The following is an 18493-nucleotide window of genomic DNA, read 5'->3' as shown; positions in this document are numbered from 1 at the left end:
CGGCGGCGTGGCGGGGGACGCGCCCGCGCGCGAGCCGGGGCCGCGCGCCGGGGACACGCCCGCGTGGCGCGTGCTGGCGGGGTACGTGAGGCCGCACCGCCCCGCGCTGCTCGGCGGCACGTTCCTGTCGCTGCTGACCAGCGCGAGCGGCCTGGCGCTGCCGCTGGTCGCGCAGCGGCTGATCGGCGACCTCGGCGAGGACCGCTCCATCGCGGGCACGCTGGCGCTGATGAGCCTGCTGGTGGTGGCGAACGCGGGCCTGGGCGGCTTCGGCCACTACCTCCTCCAGCGCGCGGCGGAGTCCGTGGTGCTGACGGCGCGCCGTTCGCTGACGGCCCATCTGCTGCGGCTGCGGATCCCGGCGGTGGACACGACGGAGCCGGGCGACCTGCTGGCGCGCGCCACGTCGGACACCACCCTGCTGCGCGCCATGACGACCGATTCCCTCATCGGGCTGGCGACGGGCGGGCTGACGCTGGTCGCGACGCTGGTGATGATGGGCTTCGTCGATCCGGTGCTGCTCGCCGTCACGGCGGGGGTGATGGCGGTGACGGCCGTGGTGATCGGCGTGATCGTGCCGCGCATCCATCGCGCCAGCAAACGGGCGCAGCAGTCCGTGGGGCGCATGGGGGCGGCACTGGAACGGGTGCTGGGCGCGCTGCGCACCGTGAAGGCCTCCGGTGCGGAGGAGCGGGAGACGGCGGCTGTGCACGCGGCGGCGGAGGAGTCGTGGCGGGAGAGCGTGCGGGCGGCCAAGTGGTCGGCGCTGGCGGGGAACCTGGCGGGGCTGTCGATGCAGGTCGCGTTCATCACGGTGCTCGGGGTGGGGGGCGCGCGGGTGGCGACGGAGTCGATCGACGTGGGGACGCTCGTGGCGTTCCTGCTGTACGTGATGTACCTGATGGCGCCGATCGGCCAGGTGGTGCGCGCGGTGACGCAGTACCAGGTGGGTGCGGCGGCGATCGCGCGGATGGAGGAGGTGCGGCGGCTGCCGGTGGAGCGGGAGGGCGAGGGCGCGCCGGACGGGGGCGCGGGCCCTGCGTCGGTGCGCTTCGAGGACGTGCGGTTCAGGTACGGCCCGGAGCAGCCGTACGTGCACCACGGCGTGACGTTCGACGTGCCGCCGCGCGGGATGACCGCGTTCGTCGGTCCTTCGGGGGCGGGGAAGACGACGGTCTTCTCGCTGGTGGAGCGGTTCTACGACGCGACGTCCGGCCGGGTGCTGGTGGACGGGCGGGACGTGACCGCGTGGGACACGGGCGCGCTGCGCGGCGCGATCGGCTATGTCGAGCAGGACGCGCCGGTGCTGTCGGGCACGCTGCGCGAGAACCTGCTGTTCGCCGCGCCGGACGCGAGTGAGGACGCGTTGCGCGAGGCGGTGCGCGTGGGCCGGCTCGACGGGCTGGTGGCGCGGCTGCCGGACGGTCTGGAGACGGTCGTGGGGCACCGGGGCACGAAGCTGTCGGGCGGTGAGCGGCAGCGGGTGGCGATCGCGCGCGCCCTGCTGCGGCGTCCCCGGCTGCTGCTGCTGGACGAGGCGACGTCGCAGCTCGACGCGGTGAACGAGGCGGCGCTGCGCGACACGGTGGCGGACGTGGCGAGGACGACGACGGTCCTGGTGGTCGCGCACCGGCTGTCCACGGTCGCGGCGGCCGACCGCATCGTGGTGATGGAGGCGGGCCGGGTGCGCGCGGTGGGCACGCACCGCGAACTCGTCGCGGGGAACCCGCTGTACGCGGAGCTGGCCGCGACGCAGTTCCTGGCGTCGGCCGAACTTGGCTGATTCCCGGCCTTGTCCCCTCCATATGCTGAAACCATGCGTATCGGGACGTTGGCACACGCGGCAGGGGTGACCGCCAAGACCGTCCGCTTCTACGAACGCGCGGGGCTGCTGCCCGAGCCGCCGCGCACGCCGTCCGGCTACCGGGACTACCCGCCGGAGAGCGCGGACCGGCTGGCGTTCATCCGGGGCGCGCAGGTCGCGGGGCTGAGCCTGTCGGAGATCCGGGACGTGCTGAGTGTCCGGGACAGCGGGCAGGCGCCGAGCGGCCGGACGGCGGCGCTGATCGCGGGGCATCTGCGGCAGGTCGAGGCGCGTCTTGAGGACCTGACGCGGACGCGCAACGCGCTGCGGGACCTGGCGCCCTGACGGTCCGCGAGGCGACACGCCGGAGAGTGGACGCGCGTTCGCATAACGGATTCGTAATTGTTCGCGAGCAAAATCGGGCGAAGCGGGACGGTCCGCCGCAGAGCCGATTACCCGATTACCGTACGAGGTGATGGAATCGCGGGGTATCCGGCCGTCCAGCCAGCAGGCTGCGGCCCTCTCGCTTCGGCGGCAAGAATTCCCGCAGGTCCCCGGGCCGGCCCTCGCGAAGCGTGACGCATCCGCTCGTGCCACCCCGACCACGGTTCTCCGCCCCGCATGCAGGGAGCACTCAGGTGCAGCGTTCAACCATCAAGCGTTCCGTCCTCAGATCCGCCGTCAGCGTGGTCAGCGTCAGCGGGCTGGCGGGGCTGTCCCTCGTCGGCCTCGGCGCGGGCCAGGCCATGGCCGACTCCTGCGGCCAGGTCCGCATCGAGCACTCGACCGACGGCGGCGCCAACTGGGGCACCCACGGCCGTTACACCGGCGGCGCCCCGACCACCATCTCCGTCCGCCTGTCGGGCGACATCACCGAGGGCTGCGAGTACCCCGTCTCCCTCGCGTCCTACAGCGCCGAGGGCCCCTCCTGGGAGAGCTCGGGCACGCAGGGCTTCCTCGGCTGGGACACCACCGTCCTCACCAGCGAGACCCCCGAGGACACCCTCGACGTCAGCGCCTCGGCGCCGAGCTGCTTCGGGCAGATCGACCTGTACGGCAACGGCACCAAGTACGACGGCACGGAGGGGAACGGCGCCCTGCCGCACTTCCCGGACTCCCCCACGCCGACGAACCTGATCGCCGCCTGGAACGGCGAGGCGCCGTGCGAGCCTGAGACGCCGGAGGAGCCCACCGAGCCCCCGACCGACGAGCCCACCGACGAGCCCACGACCGAGGAGCCGGCTCCCCCCACCGACGAGCCCACCACCCCGGGCGAGGAGGTGCCGACCGAGGAGCCCAGCGAGCCCCCGGCCGAGGAGGAGCCCGAGGTCCCGGCCACGCCGGTGCCGGTCCCCGACACCGAGCTTGAGGGCGAGGTCCCGGTGGGCGAGCCCATCGTCCTGCCGGCCTCCGAGACCCCTGACCTGGCCGAGACCGGCGGCAACGGCTCGCAGCTGACGCTGTTCGCCTCCGTCGGCGCCGGTCTGCTGGTCCTGGGTGGCGGCGCCGCGTTCTTCGCGAAGCGCCGCGGCGGCAACAACACCCCCGCCGCCTGACACACGGGCTGACACGCGGACTTCCGCACCGAGGCGGCCGGGCTCCCCTGAGGGGGCCCGGCCGCTTCGGCGTGCCGGGGGCAGTGGGGCTGTGCGGAGACGCGGGCGAGCGTGCGCGCGTCCCCGGGGGGCACCGCCCAGCCGCCAGGCCGGGAGAGCGCCGCGCGCCGCCCCCCGGGTCCTCCGGTGGACGGCGCGCGGCCGGGCCCGTACGCGGGCGTGCGCCCCGGCATGCGGGGCGGGGGCGTCAGGGTGCGGGCGTCGTGACCGTGAACGGCGTCCCGTCGCCCAGGTGCAGGATGCCCTTGCCCGGCGTCACCTGCTCCGCCGCGGCGCTGCGCGGCAGCTTCGCGCCGATCAGCTCGCCCGAGCGGTGCGTCGCCGGGGACAGCAGCACGCCGCGCCTGGCCTTCTTCGCCTCGACCTGCCAGCCGGAGAAGCCGCCGCCGATGTCGCCCTCGTCGCCGCCGAGCACCAGGTAGCGGCCCAGCTCGGAGCCCTGGGTGATGATCGCCCGCAGCTCGGGGTCGGCGTCGCAGCGGCGCAGGTCCTCCGCGTCGTCCACGAACACGACGATCGGGTGCTCGCGCGACGACGTGCTCAGCGCCTCGCGCACGTCCTTCTCGGACAGGTCGTCGCCCGTGAACACCTGCACCACGCCGTCCCTGCCCGCCAGTTCGCGCAGCGGCGACGGGCGCGGCGCCGCCACGACGACGCGCACCCCCCGCGCCAGGTACGAGTCGGCGAGCATCGACAGGACCGTGGAGCGGCCCGACTTGGCCGGGCCCGCCACGATGAACGCGGGCGTGCCCTGCGCGAGGTCGGGCCCGTAGCCCATCAGTTCGTCGCCGCCGACGCCGATCAGGCCCCACAGGCGCGACTCGGAGCCTTCCGGGTCCCGCTTCTCCCACGCGTCCGCGAAGGTGAGGCGGCTCGGCAGCACGTCCACGCGGAACGGGCGGCGCGCCCGCGCCACACCCCGGTCGCGCTCCGCGGCCCACTCGCCGATCGCCGTCAGCGCGGCGGCCTGCGCCTGCCCCGACAACTCGTCGGCCAGCACGGCGATCTGGATCTGGGTGGCGGCCTGGTTGCGGAACATCCGGCCGTCCGGCACGTCGTCCGGGACCTTGCGCGAGGTGAGCCCCACGCCCGAGTAGTCGCCCTTGTCGGCGAGCCGCAGCGCGTACTTGTCCTCGGTCAGCGTCGCGATCCGGCCGGACAGGACGGTGCGGTCGCCCGCGACGATCATGTGGATGCCGACGCTCGCGCCCTCGCGGAAGATGGTGAACAGCTCGTCGGACAGCGACCCGTGGTCCACCTCGCCCAGCGTGCTCGTCCAGCCCTCCCAGCGGTCGAGCAGGACGACGATGTGCGGCAGCCGCTTGCCCGGCTCGGCGTTGGCGCGCTGCTCGCTGACGTCGGCGAGCGCGTCGGCGGCGAGCAGGTCCTGGCGGCGGTCCATCTCCTGCCGCAGGCGGCGGATGAGGCGGCGTACGCGCTCGACCTGGTTGCGGGTGACGACGGCGCCGCAGTTGGGCAGCTTCGTCAGGGCGTTCAGCGCGCCGTTGCCGCAGTCGATGCCGTAGAGGTGCACGTCCTCGGCCGAGTTGACCCAGGCGAGCGACCCGGCGATGGTGCGCAGCGTCTGCGACCTGCCGCTGCGCGGCGCGCCGCCGATGATCATGTGCCCGAACGTCTTGAAGTCGATCGCGACCGGGCGCCGCGCCTGCTGCTCCGGCAGGTCCTCCACGCCGTACGGGGCGGCCGGCAACGCACCGGCCGGTGCCGGGTGTTCGAGGTCGCGCAGCAGGACCTGCTCGTCGAGCGCGGGCAGCCAGGGGCTGTGCTGCTTGGTGAAGCCGAGCTGCCCGTCCGCCTCGATCACCGCGTCCACCAGGACCTTCAGGTCGGTGATCTCCTCCTCCTCGGACTTCGCGCCCGGCGGCTTGCGCAGCCGCGCGCGGCCGAGGCCGTTCCAGTCGAGGACGGCCGACCAGGGCCGAGAGACGGCCGGGTCGACGGCGCCGGGCCGCCGCCCGCCGACGCGCCCCGACTGGAACGGGACGAGCGAGGCGTGCCCGAGGCGCACGTACGCGCGTCCCGGCGTGGACTTGGCGATGAACCCGGCGTCCGGCGCGTCGATGACGTCGGTGGACTCGCTGCCGTCGGTGACGCGCAGGGCGATGCGCAGGTTGGTGTTGGCGCGGATCTCGGGCGAGACGACGCCGCTCGGCCGCTGGGTGGCGAGCAGCAGGTGGATGCCGAGGGACCTGCCGCGCTGGGCGATGTTGACGAGGCCCTTCACGAAGTCGGGGAGTTCGCGGACCATCGAGGCGAACTCGTCGATCACGATGAGCAGGCGCGGCATCGGCGCGAGCTGCCCGGGGTTGCGGCGCACGAGGTCCTGGTAGTCCTCGATGTCCTTGGCGCCGACGCCCGCCAGGATGTGCTCGCGGCGGGTGAGTTCGGCGCCGAGGGAGGCGAGGGCCCGTTCCACCAGGTAGTTGTCGAGGTCGGTGACCATGCCGACGGTGTGCGGCAGCTGCACGCAGTCCTTGAACGCGGAGCCGCCCTTGTAGTCGACGAGGACGAACGTCATGTTCTCCGGCGTGTTGGCCACGGCCAGCGAGGCGACGATCGTCTGGAGCAGCTCGGACTTGCCGGACCCCGTGGTGCCCGCGATGAGGCCGTGCGGCCCGTCGCGCCGCAGGTCGATGGAGAACGCGCCGTCGTAGCTCTCGCCGATGACGGCCTCGGTGGACTGGCCGCCGAGGCGCCAGCGCGCGGCGATCGCCCCGGCGGTGGGCGGCTCCATCTCGATGACGTCGAGCAGGCGGCTCGCGGACGGCAGCGCCGCGTCCTCCGACTCGCCGCTGATGTCGCGCAGCGGCGCGAGGGAGCGGGCGAGCAGCTCGCACCACTCGGGCAGCACCCAGTCGGGCCGTACGCCGCGTACCCGGAACGCGCCCGCCTGCTCGACGCGCAGCCGGTCGGCGCTCGTGGCGGGCAGGGCGTCCTGCGCGGCGGCGCCCGGGGCGCTGCCGGGGACGGCGAGGAAGGTGTGGAAGCCGGTGGCGTATCCGGGGTTGCGGGGCGTGCCGCCGTCGGGCAGGGGCCGGTCGGGGTTGGGCTCGGCGACGACGACGGCCTGGCACTCGCCGGGCAGGAACCGCTCCTCGTCGTCCACGCAGATGGCGAACATGGAGGACGCCGGGCCCTCGCGCAGCAGCCGGATGACGCCGGGCAGCGAGCGCATGCGGCGCGAGCCGTCGAGGACCACGACGATGTCGGCGTCCTTGAACGTGGTCTGGCCGCTCGACCTGGCCTGCTTGGCGGCCTTCTGGCGGGCGTCGAGCAGCTGCGTCAGCTCGGCGATGCGGGCGCCGACGGTCTCGGCGTCGGTGCCGACGAGGGTGTTGGTGTCCTGCTCGGCGCCCGGCCTGGCGTGCGGGAGCCAGCGCAGCCACTGCCAGGAGTACTGGCCCGAGCCGTCGGTGAGGACGTACAGCTGGACGTCGGTGGGGCTGTGCAGCGCGGCGATCTGGCCGAGGGACCAGCGGGCGAGGGCGCGGGCGCTGTCGCCCTGGCCCGCGTAGCCGACGACGCCGAGGGTGCGCAGCGGCAGGGTGACGGGGGCGTCGGCGATCTTCCAGGCGACCTGGCGCTTGTGCTCGTCCTGCTCGGGGTCGTTGAGGACCACCTCGGAGTCGGCCTCGACGGTGCCGACGCGCAGCAGCAGGTGGTCCTGGTCGGTGCGGCGGCGTTCCCACAGGCGGGTGCGGGGGCCGGTGGCCTGGGCGAGGACGGTGGCGGGGTCGGGGGCGGCGTGGCGGCGGGCGAAGCGTTCGGCGATGAGCGCGTCGCGGGCGTCCTTCTCGATCCTGGCCTTGCGCTCGTTGTACTCGGCGACCTTCTGCGCGTGCGAGACGCGCCCGCGCTTCTTCTCCATCGCGTTGTTGGACAGCAGGAGGATCGGGCTCATGAAGGCCATCAGCAGGAACTGCCAGCGGCCGGTGAAGGACGCCAGCGCGACGGCGCCGACGAGCGGCAGGATGGCCATCAGCCAGGGCACGGGCCGCCGTTCGCGGTCGCCGGGGGGCCGGGGCAGGTTGAACTTCGTCTGCCGCTCGGGCGGCAGGATGCGCGGCGGCCGGTTGTAGTCGAGCCCGGCGCCGTCCTCGGACACCTTGAGGGCGGCGTCCGGCGGGAAGTACGGGGTCAGCTCGAACAGCGAGTCGCCGACCGCGAGTTGCTTGCCGAGCTTCCAGTCGGCGCGGTCGCCCTCGGTGTGGACGAACGGTTCGCCGTCCATCGTGGGCTGGTCCTGCGTGTAGACGGTGACCTTGCAGGTGCCGTCGGCGGCGACGCGCAGGGACATGGCGCGTTCCGGCAGGGAGGCGTCGGCGACCTGGATGTGGACGTCGGCGCTGTTGCCGATGTCCACGCGGCCGGTGCCGACGCGGTGCACGGCGCCCGCCGCCGGGCCGCCGACGACGCGGAGTTCGACCGTGCCGGCCGGTTCCGCGGGCCAGCAGCCGGTCGGGTTGTGCAGGCTGACGACGGTGCCCTCGCGCAGCGGCGCCTGGGCCAGCGTGAGCGAGGGGTCGAGGTACTCGCCCGCGACGTACAGCGGGACGCCGCCCGGGGCGCCCGGCTGTCCGCCGTACGCCGGGGCTCCCACCGCGAGCATCAGTTCGGGGGCGAGTGCGCCGAGTTGCGTCTCGTCCGCCGCGTCGATCACCGTGTCCGCGCTGCGGCCTCCGACCGGGTCCACCACTGTCAGGGTCAGACGCACGCCGTTCCTCCCGTTCCCCGCCCCAGCATTCGTTGTCTCCTGGGCAACGACCATAAGCCCATACGGCGTACCGGTGACACCGCGCGAGGACGGCGTACGGAACGGTTACGAACTCAGGGAACCGCCGCGACCGTTCCCCGCGTCCCCCCGGAGGAACGGGACGTCCCGGCGGCCGCCCCAGCGGGGTACCGCCGCCCGTCGTCCCGGACGTAGGCTGAACGTGACCGGCCCCTGCCGGGACGCCGGGGCCGCGTCGCAACGGGCAACTCAGCGGAGGGCTCAGGTCCGCCGCTTCGGCAGAGGAGGGGATGCGCCATGGCTGGCGACATGCAAGTCACTTATCAGGAGATGCGGGACGCGGGTCAGCGGCTCAAGTCCGAGTGGCAGACGCTGGACGGCAAGCTCGACGAGCTGCAGTCGTACATCGAGGGCCTCGTGTCGGACGGCTATGTGACGTCCAAGTCCTCGCGCCGCTTCGACGAGTCGTACCGCGAGTTCACGACGGGCGCCAAGAAGGTGCTCGAAGGCCTCGAGGGCATGGGCGGCTTCCTCGTGACCGCCGCCGACACCCTGGAGGACACGGACGCCGGGCTGGAGAGCTCGCTCGGCTGACCGCGCGCCGACCCGTGACGGGGCGGTACGGGAGTGCGCGCCGCGCGTTCCGTACCGTCCCGTATGGTCTTCCGGCCCCGGACACGGTAGAACTGGGCCATGTCCTACGTGCCCGACTTCCGTTTCACTCGCGAACAGGTCGCGGAGGCGGCGGGGAAGGATCCGTGGGGGCGTCAGGAGGCGTTCACCACCGAGGTCGACCCCGCCGCGATCGCCGACAGCGCCGTCGCCTACCAGCGTGCCGCCCAGGAGTCGGACGAGGTGACCGACCTGGGGCAGCGCGCCTCCGGGATCGCCGCCGAGGCCGGCACGGCGGACGGCGCGTCCCTCGTGGACGCCGACGGCGAGATCGCCATGACGGTCAGGGACGCGGACCCCGAGGGCATGGGCGGCGTGGTCGGCATGCTCGTGCGGTCGATGAACCTCGCGATCGACACGGCGGACAAGGTCGTCGCGCTCATCGAGGACGACGGCCTCGACCACCGGATCTCCCGCCTGTCCGCCGAGGCCGTGGACGAGTGGAACGGCTGGAACGCCGCGCTCGCCGCCGCCGCGCCCTTCGGGAGCCGCCCGGTGCCGCTCGGCGACAACTCCGCGCCCGGCATGCTCGCGCCGCCCCTGACCATCCACCACGGGGGCCGCGTCCGGATGGTCTTCCCGACGCTGGACGGCATGCAGGCCACGTACGTCCTCCCGGCCGCGCTCGGCGACGACATCAGGGACCGCCACCTGGACAAGGCGGCGGACGAGGCGCGGACGTACGACAAGGACATCGAGGAGGAGATCACGGCCTACCGCCGCACGCTCGCCGAGCTGGGCCACGCGCTGGACGACAAGCACGTGGACCTCTCCGAGGGCCCGCTCGACATCTTCACCACGCCGCAGATGGCCGAGTTCGCGGGCCGCGAGGTGGCGAAGGAGCTGGAGCGGGAGCGGCCGGACGCCGAGGCGCTGGAGCGCTGGACGGCGATCGTGGCGGCGGTCGTGACCGACGTCCTGCCGTCCGCACCGCCCCTGCCGGGGGAGGACGGCGCGCCGACCCGCGTGATGACGATGTGGGAGTCCAACTACCTGCGCACGTTCTACGACCAGCTGGAGCCCGAGCACCTGAGCACGCTGGGCCGCTACCTCTACGAGGACCACGAACTGCTGCTCGACCAGCAGAAGCCCCACCTCCAGTACGCCGACTACCACCGCGACTACAACGGCGCCGAGGCCCTGGCCGACGGCATCCAGCTCCTGATGAACCCGGCGGCCGGCGGCATCGACCCCGCCACCCCGACCGGCCGCGACGCGGTGCCCGAGGCCATCGCGCGGCACGTGTACGGCCCGGCACGGGAGCACCCGGGCGTCGAGGGGTCGGACGAGGCGCTGCACTTCGGCACCCTGCTGAGCACCACCAACGTGGCGTCGGGCGAGCAGTTCAGCAAGGACCTGCTCAGCCTGGCCGACGCCCTCGGGAAGCAGCACACGGTCCCCGGCACGTACTTCTCCGACAGCTACCGCGAGCACTTCGGCGAACTGGAGAAGCCGCCCTACCGGCACGGCGAGGTCTGGAGCCTGTACGAGGGCGTCTCGGGCTTCGAATGGGCCGCCCGCCGCAACGCCGACTTCGCCCCACCCGGCGCGGACGCGGACCTGCAGTAGGGCGGGCCGACGGAACGGGGCGCCGCGCGCGGGCGCGTGTCCCCGGCGCACCGGGCGGCGGGCGTCGTCACGGACACCCCGGTCGGGGTCGTGTCCGGCCGCCCCCTCGCCGTCGCCTCCCCCTGAGGGTGTGCTGGAGGGGTGGCCCGGCTGCGGACCGGTCCACGTCCGCGGCGTGATCCTGGCCACGTTCTGCCCGCTGTTCGCGCTCACCGCCCGGCACGTCGATGTCGTGCTGCCCCGCCCGAGGGGCCTCTGTCGCCGCGTCCCCGGCTGCTCACCTCGCCACCCGCCGGGCGCGGGCCCGCGCCGCCGGGTCCGGAGTACGGGCGTGCCGTGAGGTGCGTCCGTCCGGGGCATTAGTGTGCTCGGCGAGAGAGGTGCGGTCGGGTGGACGGGCGGGGAGTGGTGGTGCGGGGGCGGCGGAATCTGTTCGACATGCATCCCGCCCGCATGGTCGCGCTGGCCTTCGGCCTGGCGGTCCTGCTGGGCACCGTGCTGCTGTCGCTGCCGGTCGCCGCGGCGGACGGGCGGCGGGCGGGCCTGGACACCGCGCTGTTCACCGCCACGTCCGCGACCTGCGTGAACGGCCTGGTCGTCGTGGACACCGCCGGGTACTGGAGCGGCTTCGGCGAGGGCGTGATCGTCGCGCTGGTGCAGATCGGCGGCCTCGGCATCATGACGCTCGCGTCGCTGCTCGCGCTGCTGATCGCGGGCAAGCTGCGGCTGCGCATGACGCTCCAGGCGCAGGCCGAGTCGCGGATCGGCATCGGCGACCTGCGGGTGGTGCTGCTGCGGGTGGCGCTGATCACGGTGGTCGTGGAGCTGGTGACGGCCGTGCTGCTGGCGGCCCGCTTCCGCCTCGGGTACGGCGAGGCGTGGGACACGGCCGTCTACCACGGCGCGTTCCACTCCGTCATGGCGTACAACAACGCCGGGTTCGGGCTGCGCGCCGACAGCCTCACCGCGTACGCCGGTGACCCGTGGGTGCTGCTGCCCGTCGCCGGGGCCGTGGTGGTCGGCGGCATCGGCTTCCCCGTGATCGTCGAGCTGCTGCGGCACCGCTCGCGCCACCGCGCCACCGGGCGGCGCGGCTGGTCCCTGCACCTGAAGCTGACGCTCGTCGTCTCCGGGGCGCTGCTGGCGGCCGGGACGGTCCTGACGCTGGCCCTGGAGTGGGCGAACCCGGGGACGTTCGGCCCGCTGGGTGTGGCGGACAAGCTGCTGAACGCGTTCTTCCACTCCGCGATGGCGCGCACCGCCGGGTTCAACGCGACCGACATCGCCGCGATGGAGCCGGCGACGCTGCTGATGACGTGCGTGCTGATGTTCATCGGCGGCGGCGCGGCGAGCACGGCGGGCGGGATCAAGGTGACGACGTTCGCGGTGCTGGCGGTGGCGATGCTGGCGGAGGTGCGGGGCGAGCCGACGTCCGGGGTGTTCCGGCGGACGCTGGCGCCGCATGTGCTGCGGCAGGCGCTGACGGTGGCGCTTGCGGGCGTGGGCCTGGTGATCGCCTCGACGATCGCGCTGCTGACGATGGTGGACGCGCGGATGGAGTTCGTCCTGTTCGAGGTGGTCTCGGCGTTCGGCACGACGGGCCTGTCCACCGGGGTGAGCTACGATCTGCCGCCGGTGGCGCAGCTCGTCATGGTGGCGCTGATGTTCGTGGGCCGAGTGGGGCCGATCACGCTCGTCTCCGCCCTCGCGCTGCGCGACCGCACCCGCCGCTACCAGCTGCCGGAGGAACGGCCCATCATTGGGTAGGCACACGCCATGAGCAACTATCTCCACTCGGTGCGCCGCCGACGCGGCAAGCGCCTCGCGCAGCAGACCCGCACGGCGTCGGACGGCGACGACCAGCGGATCGCCGTCATAGGCCTCGGCCGTTTCGGCAGCTCGCTCGCCGAGGAGCTGATGCGGCGCGGGTGGGAGGTCCTGGGCGTGGACCAGGACGAGCGGCTGGTGCAGCAGCACAGCGACGCGCTGACGCACGTGGCGGTCGCCGACTGCACGGACGCGGAGGTCCTGCGGCAGCTGGGGGTGCACGAGTTCCCCAGCGCGGTGGTGGCGATCGGCACGCACATCGAGGCGAGCATCCTCGTCACGTCGAACCTGCTGGACGAGGGCGTCCCGAACATCTGGGCCAAGGCGATCAGCCGCCAGCACGGGAAGATCCTGGAGCGCCTCGGGGCGCACCACGTCGTGCTGCCGGAGCACGAGATGGGCGAGCGCGTGGCGCATCTCGTGACGGGGCGGATGCTGGACTTCATCGAGTTCGACGACGATTTCGCGCTGGTCAAAACGGTCGCGCCGGACGTGGCGACGGGGGTGCCGCTGGGGGTGAGCGCGGTGCGGACGAAGCACGGGGTGACGGTCGTCGGCATCAAGCGTCCCGGGCAGGACTTCACGCACGCGACGGCCGAGACCGTCGTGGAGCCGGGGGACGTGATCATCGTGACGGGCCGCACGCAGGCGGTCGAGGCGTTCACCGAGCTGAACTGACGGCCGCCGCGGGTTAGGGTGTGAAGGCGCCGTCAAGATCTGTTCGGGTCGGGCGGCGAAGGTGCGCCGGGAAGTCTGGTCGGCAGCGTCACGCGCGACGGCGTGGCGTTCCGTGCCGACCTGTGAGAGGCCCCGCCGTATGCCGCGCCGCCGTCCGCTGCCCGTCTTCCTGCGCCTGCGTTCCGACCCGGAGTCGGACGCCGCCCGTGAACGCGACCGGCGCAGCGTCGCCGAGTACCTGCGCCTGGAGACGACCGGCGGCATGCTGCTGCTGGGCGCGGCGGCGCTGGCGCTCGTCCTCGTGAACTCGCCGCTCGGCGACGCGTACGAGGACGTCCGCGACCACCACCTGGCCGTCCCGTTCCTGGGGCTCGACCTGTCGGTGGGGCACTGGGCGTCGGACGGGCTGCTGGCGGTGTTCTTCTTCGTCGCGGGCACCGAGCTGAAGCGTGAGCTGACCGTCGGCGAGCTGCGGCGCCCGGCGGCGGCGGTGCTGCCGATCGTCGCGGCGGTGGGCGGGATGGTGGTGCCGGCCGTGGTGTACACGGTGTTCGCGGCCGTGGGGGGCGGGCGGGCGGACGGCTGGGCGGTGCCGATGGCGACGGACATCGCGTTCGCCCTGGGGGTGCTGGCGGTCGTCGGGCGGCATCTCCCGGCGGCGCTGCGCACGTTCCTGCTGACGCTGGCGATCGTGGACGACCTGATCGCGATCACGGTGATCGCGGTCTTCTTCTCGTCGGCGCTCGACGTGGCGGCGCTGGGCGGGGCGGTGGCGGGGCTGGCGCTGTTCTGGCTGCTGCACGCGCGCCTCCGGGTGCGCGGCTGGTACGTGTACGTGCCGCTGGCGGTGGCGATCTGGACGCTGATGTACCACAGCGGTGTGCACGCGACGATCGCCGGTGTCGCGATGGGGCTGCTGCTGCGCGCGAAGCCGGGCCCGGGCGAGGACGACGCTCCCGCCGAGCGCGTGGGCCACCTGCTGCACCCGCTGTCGGCGGGGCTGGCGGTGCCGGTGTTCGCGCTGTTCGCGGCCGGGGTGCACGTGTCGGGCGGGACGCTGTCCGCTCTGGTGCGGCAGCCGGAGTCGCTGGGCGTGCTGTGCGGACTGTTCCTGGGCAAGACGGTCGGCGTGTTCGGCGCGGCCTGGCTGACGGAACGGTTCACCGGCGCCCGCCTCAGCCCGGACATCGGCTGGGCCGACGTCCTGGGCGGCGCGATGCTGGCGGGCGTCGGCTTCACCGTGTCGCTGCTGGTCACGGAGCTGGCGTTCGCGGACGACGCGGCGCTCCAGGCCGAGGTGAAGATGGGCGTGCTCCTCGGCTCGGTCGTCTCCGCGCTGGGCGCGGCGCTGATCCTGACGGCGCGCGGCCGCCGGTACCGGCGGCTCGACGACGGTCAGGCGACCAGCCGGCCGTCCCGGTAGAGCAGCACGCGGTCCGAGCGCGGCACGGCGTACCCCTCGCCGCCCGGCTCGGCGGGCGTGTCCTCGGGGACGACGACCTGGACCGTCCCGGCGGGGCCATCGAGGGTGACGAGCTGGGTGCTGCCCATGTTCTCGACGACGGTGACGATCCCCGGCAGCGCCCCGCCGCCGGGGCCCGGCGTGCCGCTGAACGCCAGGTACTCGGGGCGGATGCCGTACGTCACCTCCTCGCCGCCGGTGAGCGTGGCGCGCGCGGGCCCGGCGGGGAGCGGCACGCCGCCGACCGTCACATGGCCGCCACCGCGTTCGACGGTGCCGGGCAGGAGGTTCATCGGCGTGGAGCCGATGAAGGAGGCGACGAACGTGTTGGCGGGCCGCCGGAAGATCTCGGCGGGGGTGCCGGTCTGGCGGATGCGGCCCGCTTCGAGGACGGCGATGCGGTCGGCGAGCGCGAGGGCCTCGGCCTGGTCGTGGGTGACGAAGACGGTGGTGACGTTCAGGTCGCGCTGGAGGCGCTTGAGGAACGTGCGGGCCTCCAGGCGCATGCGCGCGTCGAGGTTGGACAGCGGCTCGTCGAAGAGGAACGCGCTGGGGTGGCAGGCCATCGCGCGGGCGAGCGCGACGCGTTGCTGCTGGCCGCCGGACAACTGCCCGGGGCGGCGCGCCAGATGGTCGCCGAGGCCCAGCTCGCGCGCGGTCTCGTTCGCCTTCTCGGCGCGCTGCGCGGCGGGAACCTTGCGGATGCGCAGGGGGTAGGCGATGTTGTCGGTCACCGTCATGTGGGGGAAGAGGGCGTAGTCCTGGAAGACCATGGCGACGTCGCGGCGGCCCGGCGGGGTGCGCGTCACGTCGGCGCCGCCGATGCGGACGGTGCCGCCGGTGGCCTCCTCAAGGCCCGCGATGGTGCGCAGCAGCGTCGTCTTGCCGCAGCCGGAGGGGCCGAGCAGCGCGAAGAACTCGCCGTCCCCGACGGTCAGGTCGATGCCGTCGAGGGCGCGTACGCCGCCGGGGTAGTCCTTGGTCAGTCCCGACAGGTCGATGGCGGCCATCAGCGTTTGATCCCTCCGTGGAACCGGAATCCGTACCGGGACGAGACGAGCAGGAACATCAGCACCACCGGCAGCGAGTACAGCAGCGAGAACGTGGAGATCAGCGCCAGGTCGGGCTGGCCGCCCTCGGTGTAGAACGTGTACATCACCACGGCGGCCGGGGACTTCTCCGGCGAGCGCAGCAGGAGGAAGGGGATGAGGAAGTTGCCCCAGACCTGGGCGACGGACCACACGCCGATCGTGGCCAGTCCTGGGCGGATCACGGGGACGACGATGTGCCGGACGATCTGGAGCGGTGACGCGCCGAAGACGCGCGCCGACTCCTCGTACGAGCGGGGGGTCGCGTCGGTGAAGTCCTTGAGGATGAAGATCGCGCTGGGCAGCAGCCCGCCCGACAGGACGAGGATGACGCCGAGCTGGGAGTCGATGAGGTCCAGCTCGTACGCGAGGTTGAACAGCGGGACCATCGCGGCGGTGCCGGTGACGATGGACGACAGGAGCAGCAGCAGGTAGAGCAGCGCGTCGCGGCCCGGGAGGCGGACGCGGCTGAGGGCGTACGCGGCGAGGGCGCTGAGCGTGACGACGACGGCGCCCGTACCGGCCGCGAGCAGCAGGGAGTTGCGCAGGGAGCGGAGCGCGTTCTCGTTGTCGAGCAGCTCGCGGAAGTTGTCGAGGGTGAACTGCGGCAGGGAGACGGCGATCTGCGGCGCGCGGTCGAAGGGTGCGAAGGCCAGCCACAGCAGGGGGAGGGCGAAGAAGGCCATCAGCAGGCAGATGAACGTGTAGCGCAGGATGGTCCGTACGGCCTGGCGAGGGCTCATGACGCGGCCTCCTCGCGTGCGCGCAGCAGCCGGGTGTAGACGAGGGCGATCACGAGGTTGATCAGCAGCATGAGGACGGACAGGGCGGCGCCGTAGCCGAGTTCGCCGCCGAAGAGCGCCGTCTTGTAGATGAAGACGGGCATGACCTCGGTCTCGTCGCCGGGACCGCCGCCGGTGAGCAGGAACGGCGTAAAGTCGTTGAACGTCCACAGGCTGATGAGCAGCAGGTTCGTCAGGACGTGCCCCCGGATGCGGGGCAGGACGACGTCGCGCAGCTGCTGCCAGGCGGAGGCGCCCGCGAGGCGCGCGGTCTCCAGCTGGGACGGCGGGACGGTGCCGAGCGCGGCGGCGTACAGCATCATCGAGAACGCGGTGCCGCGCCAGATGTTGAAGACGATGATCGACGCCATGGGGTGCTCCACGAGCCAGGCCGTGTTGCCCGAGCCGAGGAGAGTGTTGAGCGTGCCGCCGTCGCGGTCGAGCAGCGCGATCCACAGGAACGCGACGACGGAGCTGGGCAGGATCCACGCCAGCAGGACCAGGGCCTCCACGATGCGGCGCAGCGGGCCCGTGCGGTCGCGCAGCAGCCAGGCGATGGTGAAGCCGAGCAGCGCCTGGCCGATGACGGCCGAGCCGACGACGAACTGGAGCGTGAGGCCCAGGGAGTGGGTGAACTGGTCCTCGTCCAGGGCGCGGCGGATGTTGTCGAGGCCGGTGAACTGCGGGTCGGCGGCGGCGAGTCCGGTGAGCTGGTAGTCGGTGGCACCGAGGTAGACCGTCCACAGCGCGGGGAAGACCAGGAATCCCGCGACGAGCAGCAGGGCGGGGGCGACGAACACCGCCGCCCTGCGGCGGCCGAGCCCGGCGGCGTCAGTCGCCACGGCCGGTGACCTCCGCGAGCCCCTCGGCGTACGCGTCGGCGGCCTCGCGCGGGGAGCTGTCCCCGGCGGCGACGGCGGCGGTGGCCTCCTGGAGCAGCACCGAGACCTGCGGGTACTCGGCGAGCGGCGGCCGGAAGGTGGTGATCGGCAGGACCTCGTCGGCGATGTAGGTGAGCAGCGGGTCGCCCGCGAGGACCTCGGCGTTGACGTCGTCGCGCGCCGTGATGCGGGCGCTGTCGCCGACGGCGGCGGTGATGGCCTCGGCGGAGTTCATGAACTCCAGCAGCTCGTACGCCAGTTCGGCGTTGTCGGAGGCCGGGTCCACGACGCGGACGCTGCCTCCCGACATGCTCACGAAGTCCTGCCCGCCGACCCCGGCGCCCGGCCGCACGGCGGGGATGCGCGCCCAGCCCACGGCCTCGTCGCGGTCGGCCATCGGCGCGGTGCCGCCCTCGGGGTTGAGGACGCTGCGCCAGAAGTAGTCGCCCTCCACGAGGATGCCGACGCGGCCCTCGGCGAACTGGGCGAACGACCGGTCGCGGCCCTGCGTCTCCTGCTGGAGCACCGGGTCGCCGAGCCCGCCGCCGTACACGTCCTCGTACAGCTCAAGTGCCTGGACAAGACCGTCACTTGCACCGGTCCACGCCTCGCCGTCGTGGATCTCCTCGCCGGTGCCGGCGAGCAGCGGCAGGAGGCCCTGCATGGTGGTGGCCTCGCCCATGGCCGTGCCCGCGTTGAGCTGGAGGGGCACGATGTCGTCCAGCGGGCCGAGTCCGCCCAGCGCCTCGGCGGCGGCGAGCACGTCGTCCCAGCTCGTGGGCTGCCAGTCGGAGGGCAGCCCGGCCTCCTCGAACAGCGTCTTGTTGTAGAAGAGCACGCGGCCGTCCGTGCCCCAGGGGATGCCGTACCGCTCGCCGTCGTACGTCGCCAACTGCTGGACGGCCTCGGGTATCTGCGCCCAGCCGTCCCACTCCTGGGTCGCGGCGGGCAGCGGCTCGATGTACCCGGCCTGCGCGAACTCGCCGACCCAGATGCCGTCCAGCGTCATGACGTCGGGGCCCGAGCCCGCCTGCAGGTCGAGCGCGAGCCGGGTCTTGTACTGCTCGTCGTCCACGCCGCTGGACTCGAAGGAGACGTCCACCTCGACGCCCTCGGCGGCCTGCGCCTCCTCGAAGGCGGGGATCACCCACTCCTCGATCCACTCGGCTTCCTCGGTGTTCTTGCCGCCGGCGACCGCGTTCGCGGAGATGGTGAGCTGCGCGCCCCCACCGCCGTCCCCGCCGGAACCGCCGCCGCAGGCGGTGAGCGCCGAGCCGAGGACCACCGTCCCGGCCAGCGCGCGGACGCGCCAGGTGAGCTTTCCCATCAGCCATCTCCTCGTCGAGACGAAGCAGTTGAGA

The 18493-nt window shown here is 73.2% G+C and carries 13 protein-coding genes; 8 read left to right on the top strand and 5 right to left on the bottom strand.

Translation table 11 applies throughout. The features are described from left to right. Nucleotides 1-7 precede the first annotated feature (7 nt). The 3 genes from ACIBPC_RS01660 to ACIBPC_RS01650 all read left to right on the top strand — a co-directional run bounded on the left by ACIBPC_RS01660 (nt 8) and on the right by ACIBPC_RS01650 (nt 3360). Nucleotides 8-1783, top strand: coding sequence for an ABC transporter ATP-binding protein (locus ACIBPC_RS01660; protein WP_398841746.1), 1776 nt, complete (start codon nt 8-10; stop codon nt 1781-1783). A 33-nt stretch (nt 1784-1816) separates the two neighbouring features. Continuing rightward, nucleotides 1817-2149, top strand: a complete 333-nt coding sequence (locus ACIBPC_RS01655; RefSeq protein WP_362964656.1) for a heavy metal-responsive transcriptional regulator — start codon at nt 1817-1819, stop codon at nt 2147-2149. Between the two features lie 293 nt (nt 2150-2442). Beyond that, nucleotides 2443-3360, top strand: a complete 918-nt coding sequence (locus ACIBPC_RS01650) for a hypothetical protein (RefSeq protein WP_398840532.1) — start codon at nt 2443-2445, stop codon at nt 3358-3360. 247 nt (nt 3361-3607) lie between these two features. Here the strand turns inward: ACIBPC_RS01650 and ACIBPC_RS01645 are convergent, their stop codons facing one another. Then, the gene (locus ACIBPC_RS01645; RefSeq protein ID WP_362964660.1) at nt 3608-8155 is read right to left on the bottom strand and encodes an FtsK/SpoIIIE domain-containing protein; all 4548 of its coding nucleotides are present in this window, start codon (nt 8153-8155) and stop codon (nt 3608-3610) included. Between the two features lie 315 nt (nt 8156-8470). Here ACIBPC_RS01645 and ACIBPC_RS01640 point away from each other — a divergent pair, with 315 nt between their 5' ends. The 5 genes from ACIBPC_RS01640 to nhaA all read left to right on the top strand — a co-directional run bounded on the left by ACIBPC_RS01640 (nt 8471) and on the right by nhaA (nt 14342). Further along, nucleotides 8471-8767 carry a WXG100 family type VII secretion target gene (locus ACIBPC_RS01640; RefSeq protein ID WP_362964663.1) on the top strand — a complete coding sequence of 99 codons (297 nt, stop codon included), beginning with the start codon at nt 8471-8473 and terminating at the stop codon, nt 8765-8767. A 99-nt stretch (nt 8768-8866) separates the two neighbouring features. Beyond that, the gene (locus tag ACIBPC_RS01635) at nt 8867-10414 is read left to right on the top strand and encodes a hypothetical protein (protein ID WP_398840530.1); all 1548 of its coding nucleotides are present in this window, start codon (nt 8867-8869) and stop codon (nt 10412-10414) included. Nucleotides 10415-10852: 438 nt separating this feature from the next. Next, nucleotides 10853-12181, top strand: coding sequence for a TrkH family potassium uptake protein (locus ACIBPC_RS01630; protein ID WP_398840528.1), 1329 nt, complete (start codon nt 10853-10855; stop codon nt 12179-12181). A gap of 9 nt (nt 12182-12190) precedes the next feature. Next, nucleotides 12191-12919 (top strand): potassium channel family protein, encoded by a 729-nt coding sequence (locus tag ACIBPC_RS01625; RefSeq protein WP_398840526.1) that lies wholly within the window; start codon nt 12191-12193, stop codon nt 12917-12919. Between the two features lie 139 nt (nt 12920-13058). Next, a complete protein-coding gene (gene nhaA, locus ACIBPC_RS01620; RefSeq protein WP_398840524.1) occupies nt 13059-14342 on the top strand; it encodes a Na+/H+ antiporter NhaA in 1284 nt (427 codons plus the stop codon). Here the strand turns inward: nhaA and ACIBPC_RS01615 are convergent. Genes ACIBPC_RS01615 through ACIBPC_RS01600 form a run of 4 tightly spaced genes read right to left on the bottom strand, consistent with a single transcriptional unit; the run spans nt 14315 to nt 18459 of the window. Then, nucleotides 14315-15391 (bottom strand): ABC transporter ATP-binding protein, encoded by a 1077-nt coding sequence (locus ACIBPC_RS01615; protein WP_398840523.1) that lies wholly within the window; start codon nt 15389-15391, stop codon nt 14315-14317. The two genes, nhaA and ACIBPC_RS01615, sit on opposite strands and share 28 nt — an antisense overlap. After that, complete coding sequence (locus ACIBPC_RS01610) at nt 15391-16212, bottom strand: carbohydrate ABC transporter permease (protein ID WP_362964677.1); 822 nt, start codon at nt 16210-16212, stop codon at nt 15391-15393. Before ACIBPC_RS01610 ends, ACIBPC_RS01615 begins: the two co-directional genes overlap by 1 nt. Continuing rightward, nucleotides 16209-17093, bottom strand: coding sequence for a sugar ABC transporter permease (locus ACIBPC_RS01605; RefSeq protein WP_362964679.1), 885 nt, complete (start codon nt 17091-17093; stop codon nt 16209-16211). Before ACIBPC_RS01605 ends, ACIBPC_RS01610 begins: the two co-directional genes overlap by 4 nt. Beyond that, on the bottom strand, nt 17083-18459 hold the full coding sequence (locus ACIBPC_RS01600; protein ID WP_398840522.1) for an extracellular solute-binding protein: 1377 nt from the start codon (nt 18457-18459) through the stop codon (nt 17083-17085). Before ACIBPC_RS01600 ends, ACIBPC_RS01605 begins: the two co-directional genes overlap by 11 nt. Nucleotides 18460-18493: the final 34 nt, after the last annotated feature.

This window comes from Streptomyces sp. NPDC049879 (genome assembly GCF_044461265.1).
In the GTDB taxonomy this organism is placed as follows: domain Bacteria; phylum Actinomycetota; class Actinomycetes; order Streptomycetales; family Streptomycetaceae; genus Streptomyces.
This window is presented reverse-complemented; position numbering and strand designations above follow the sequence as displayed.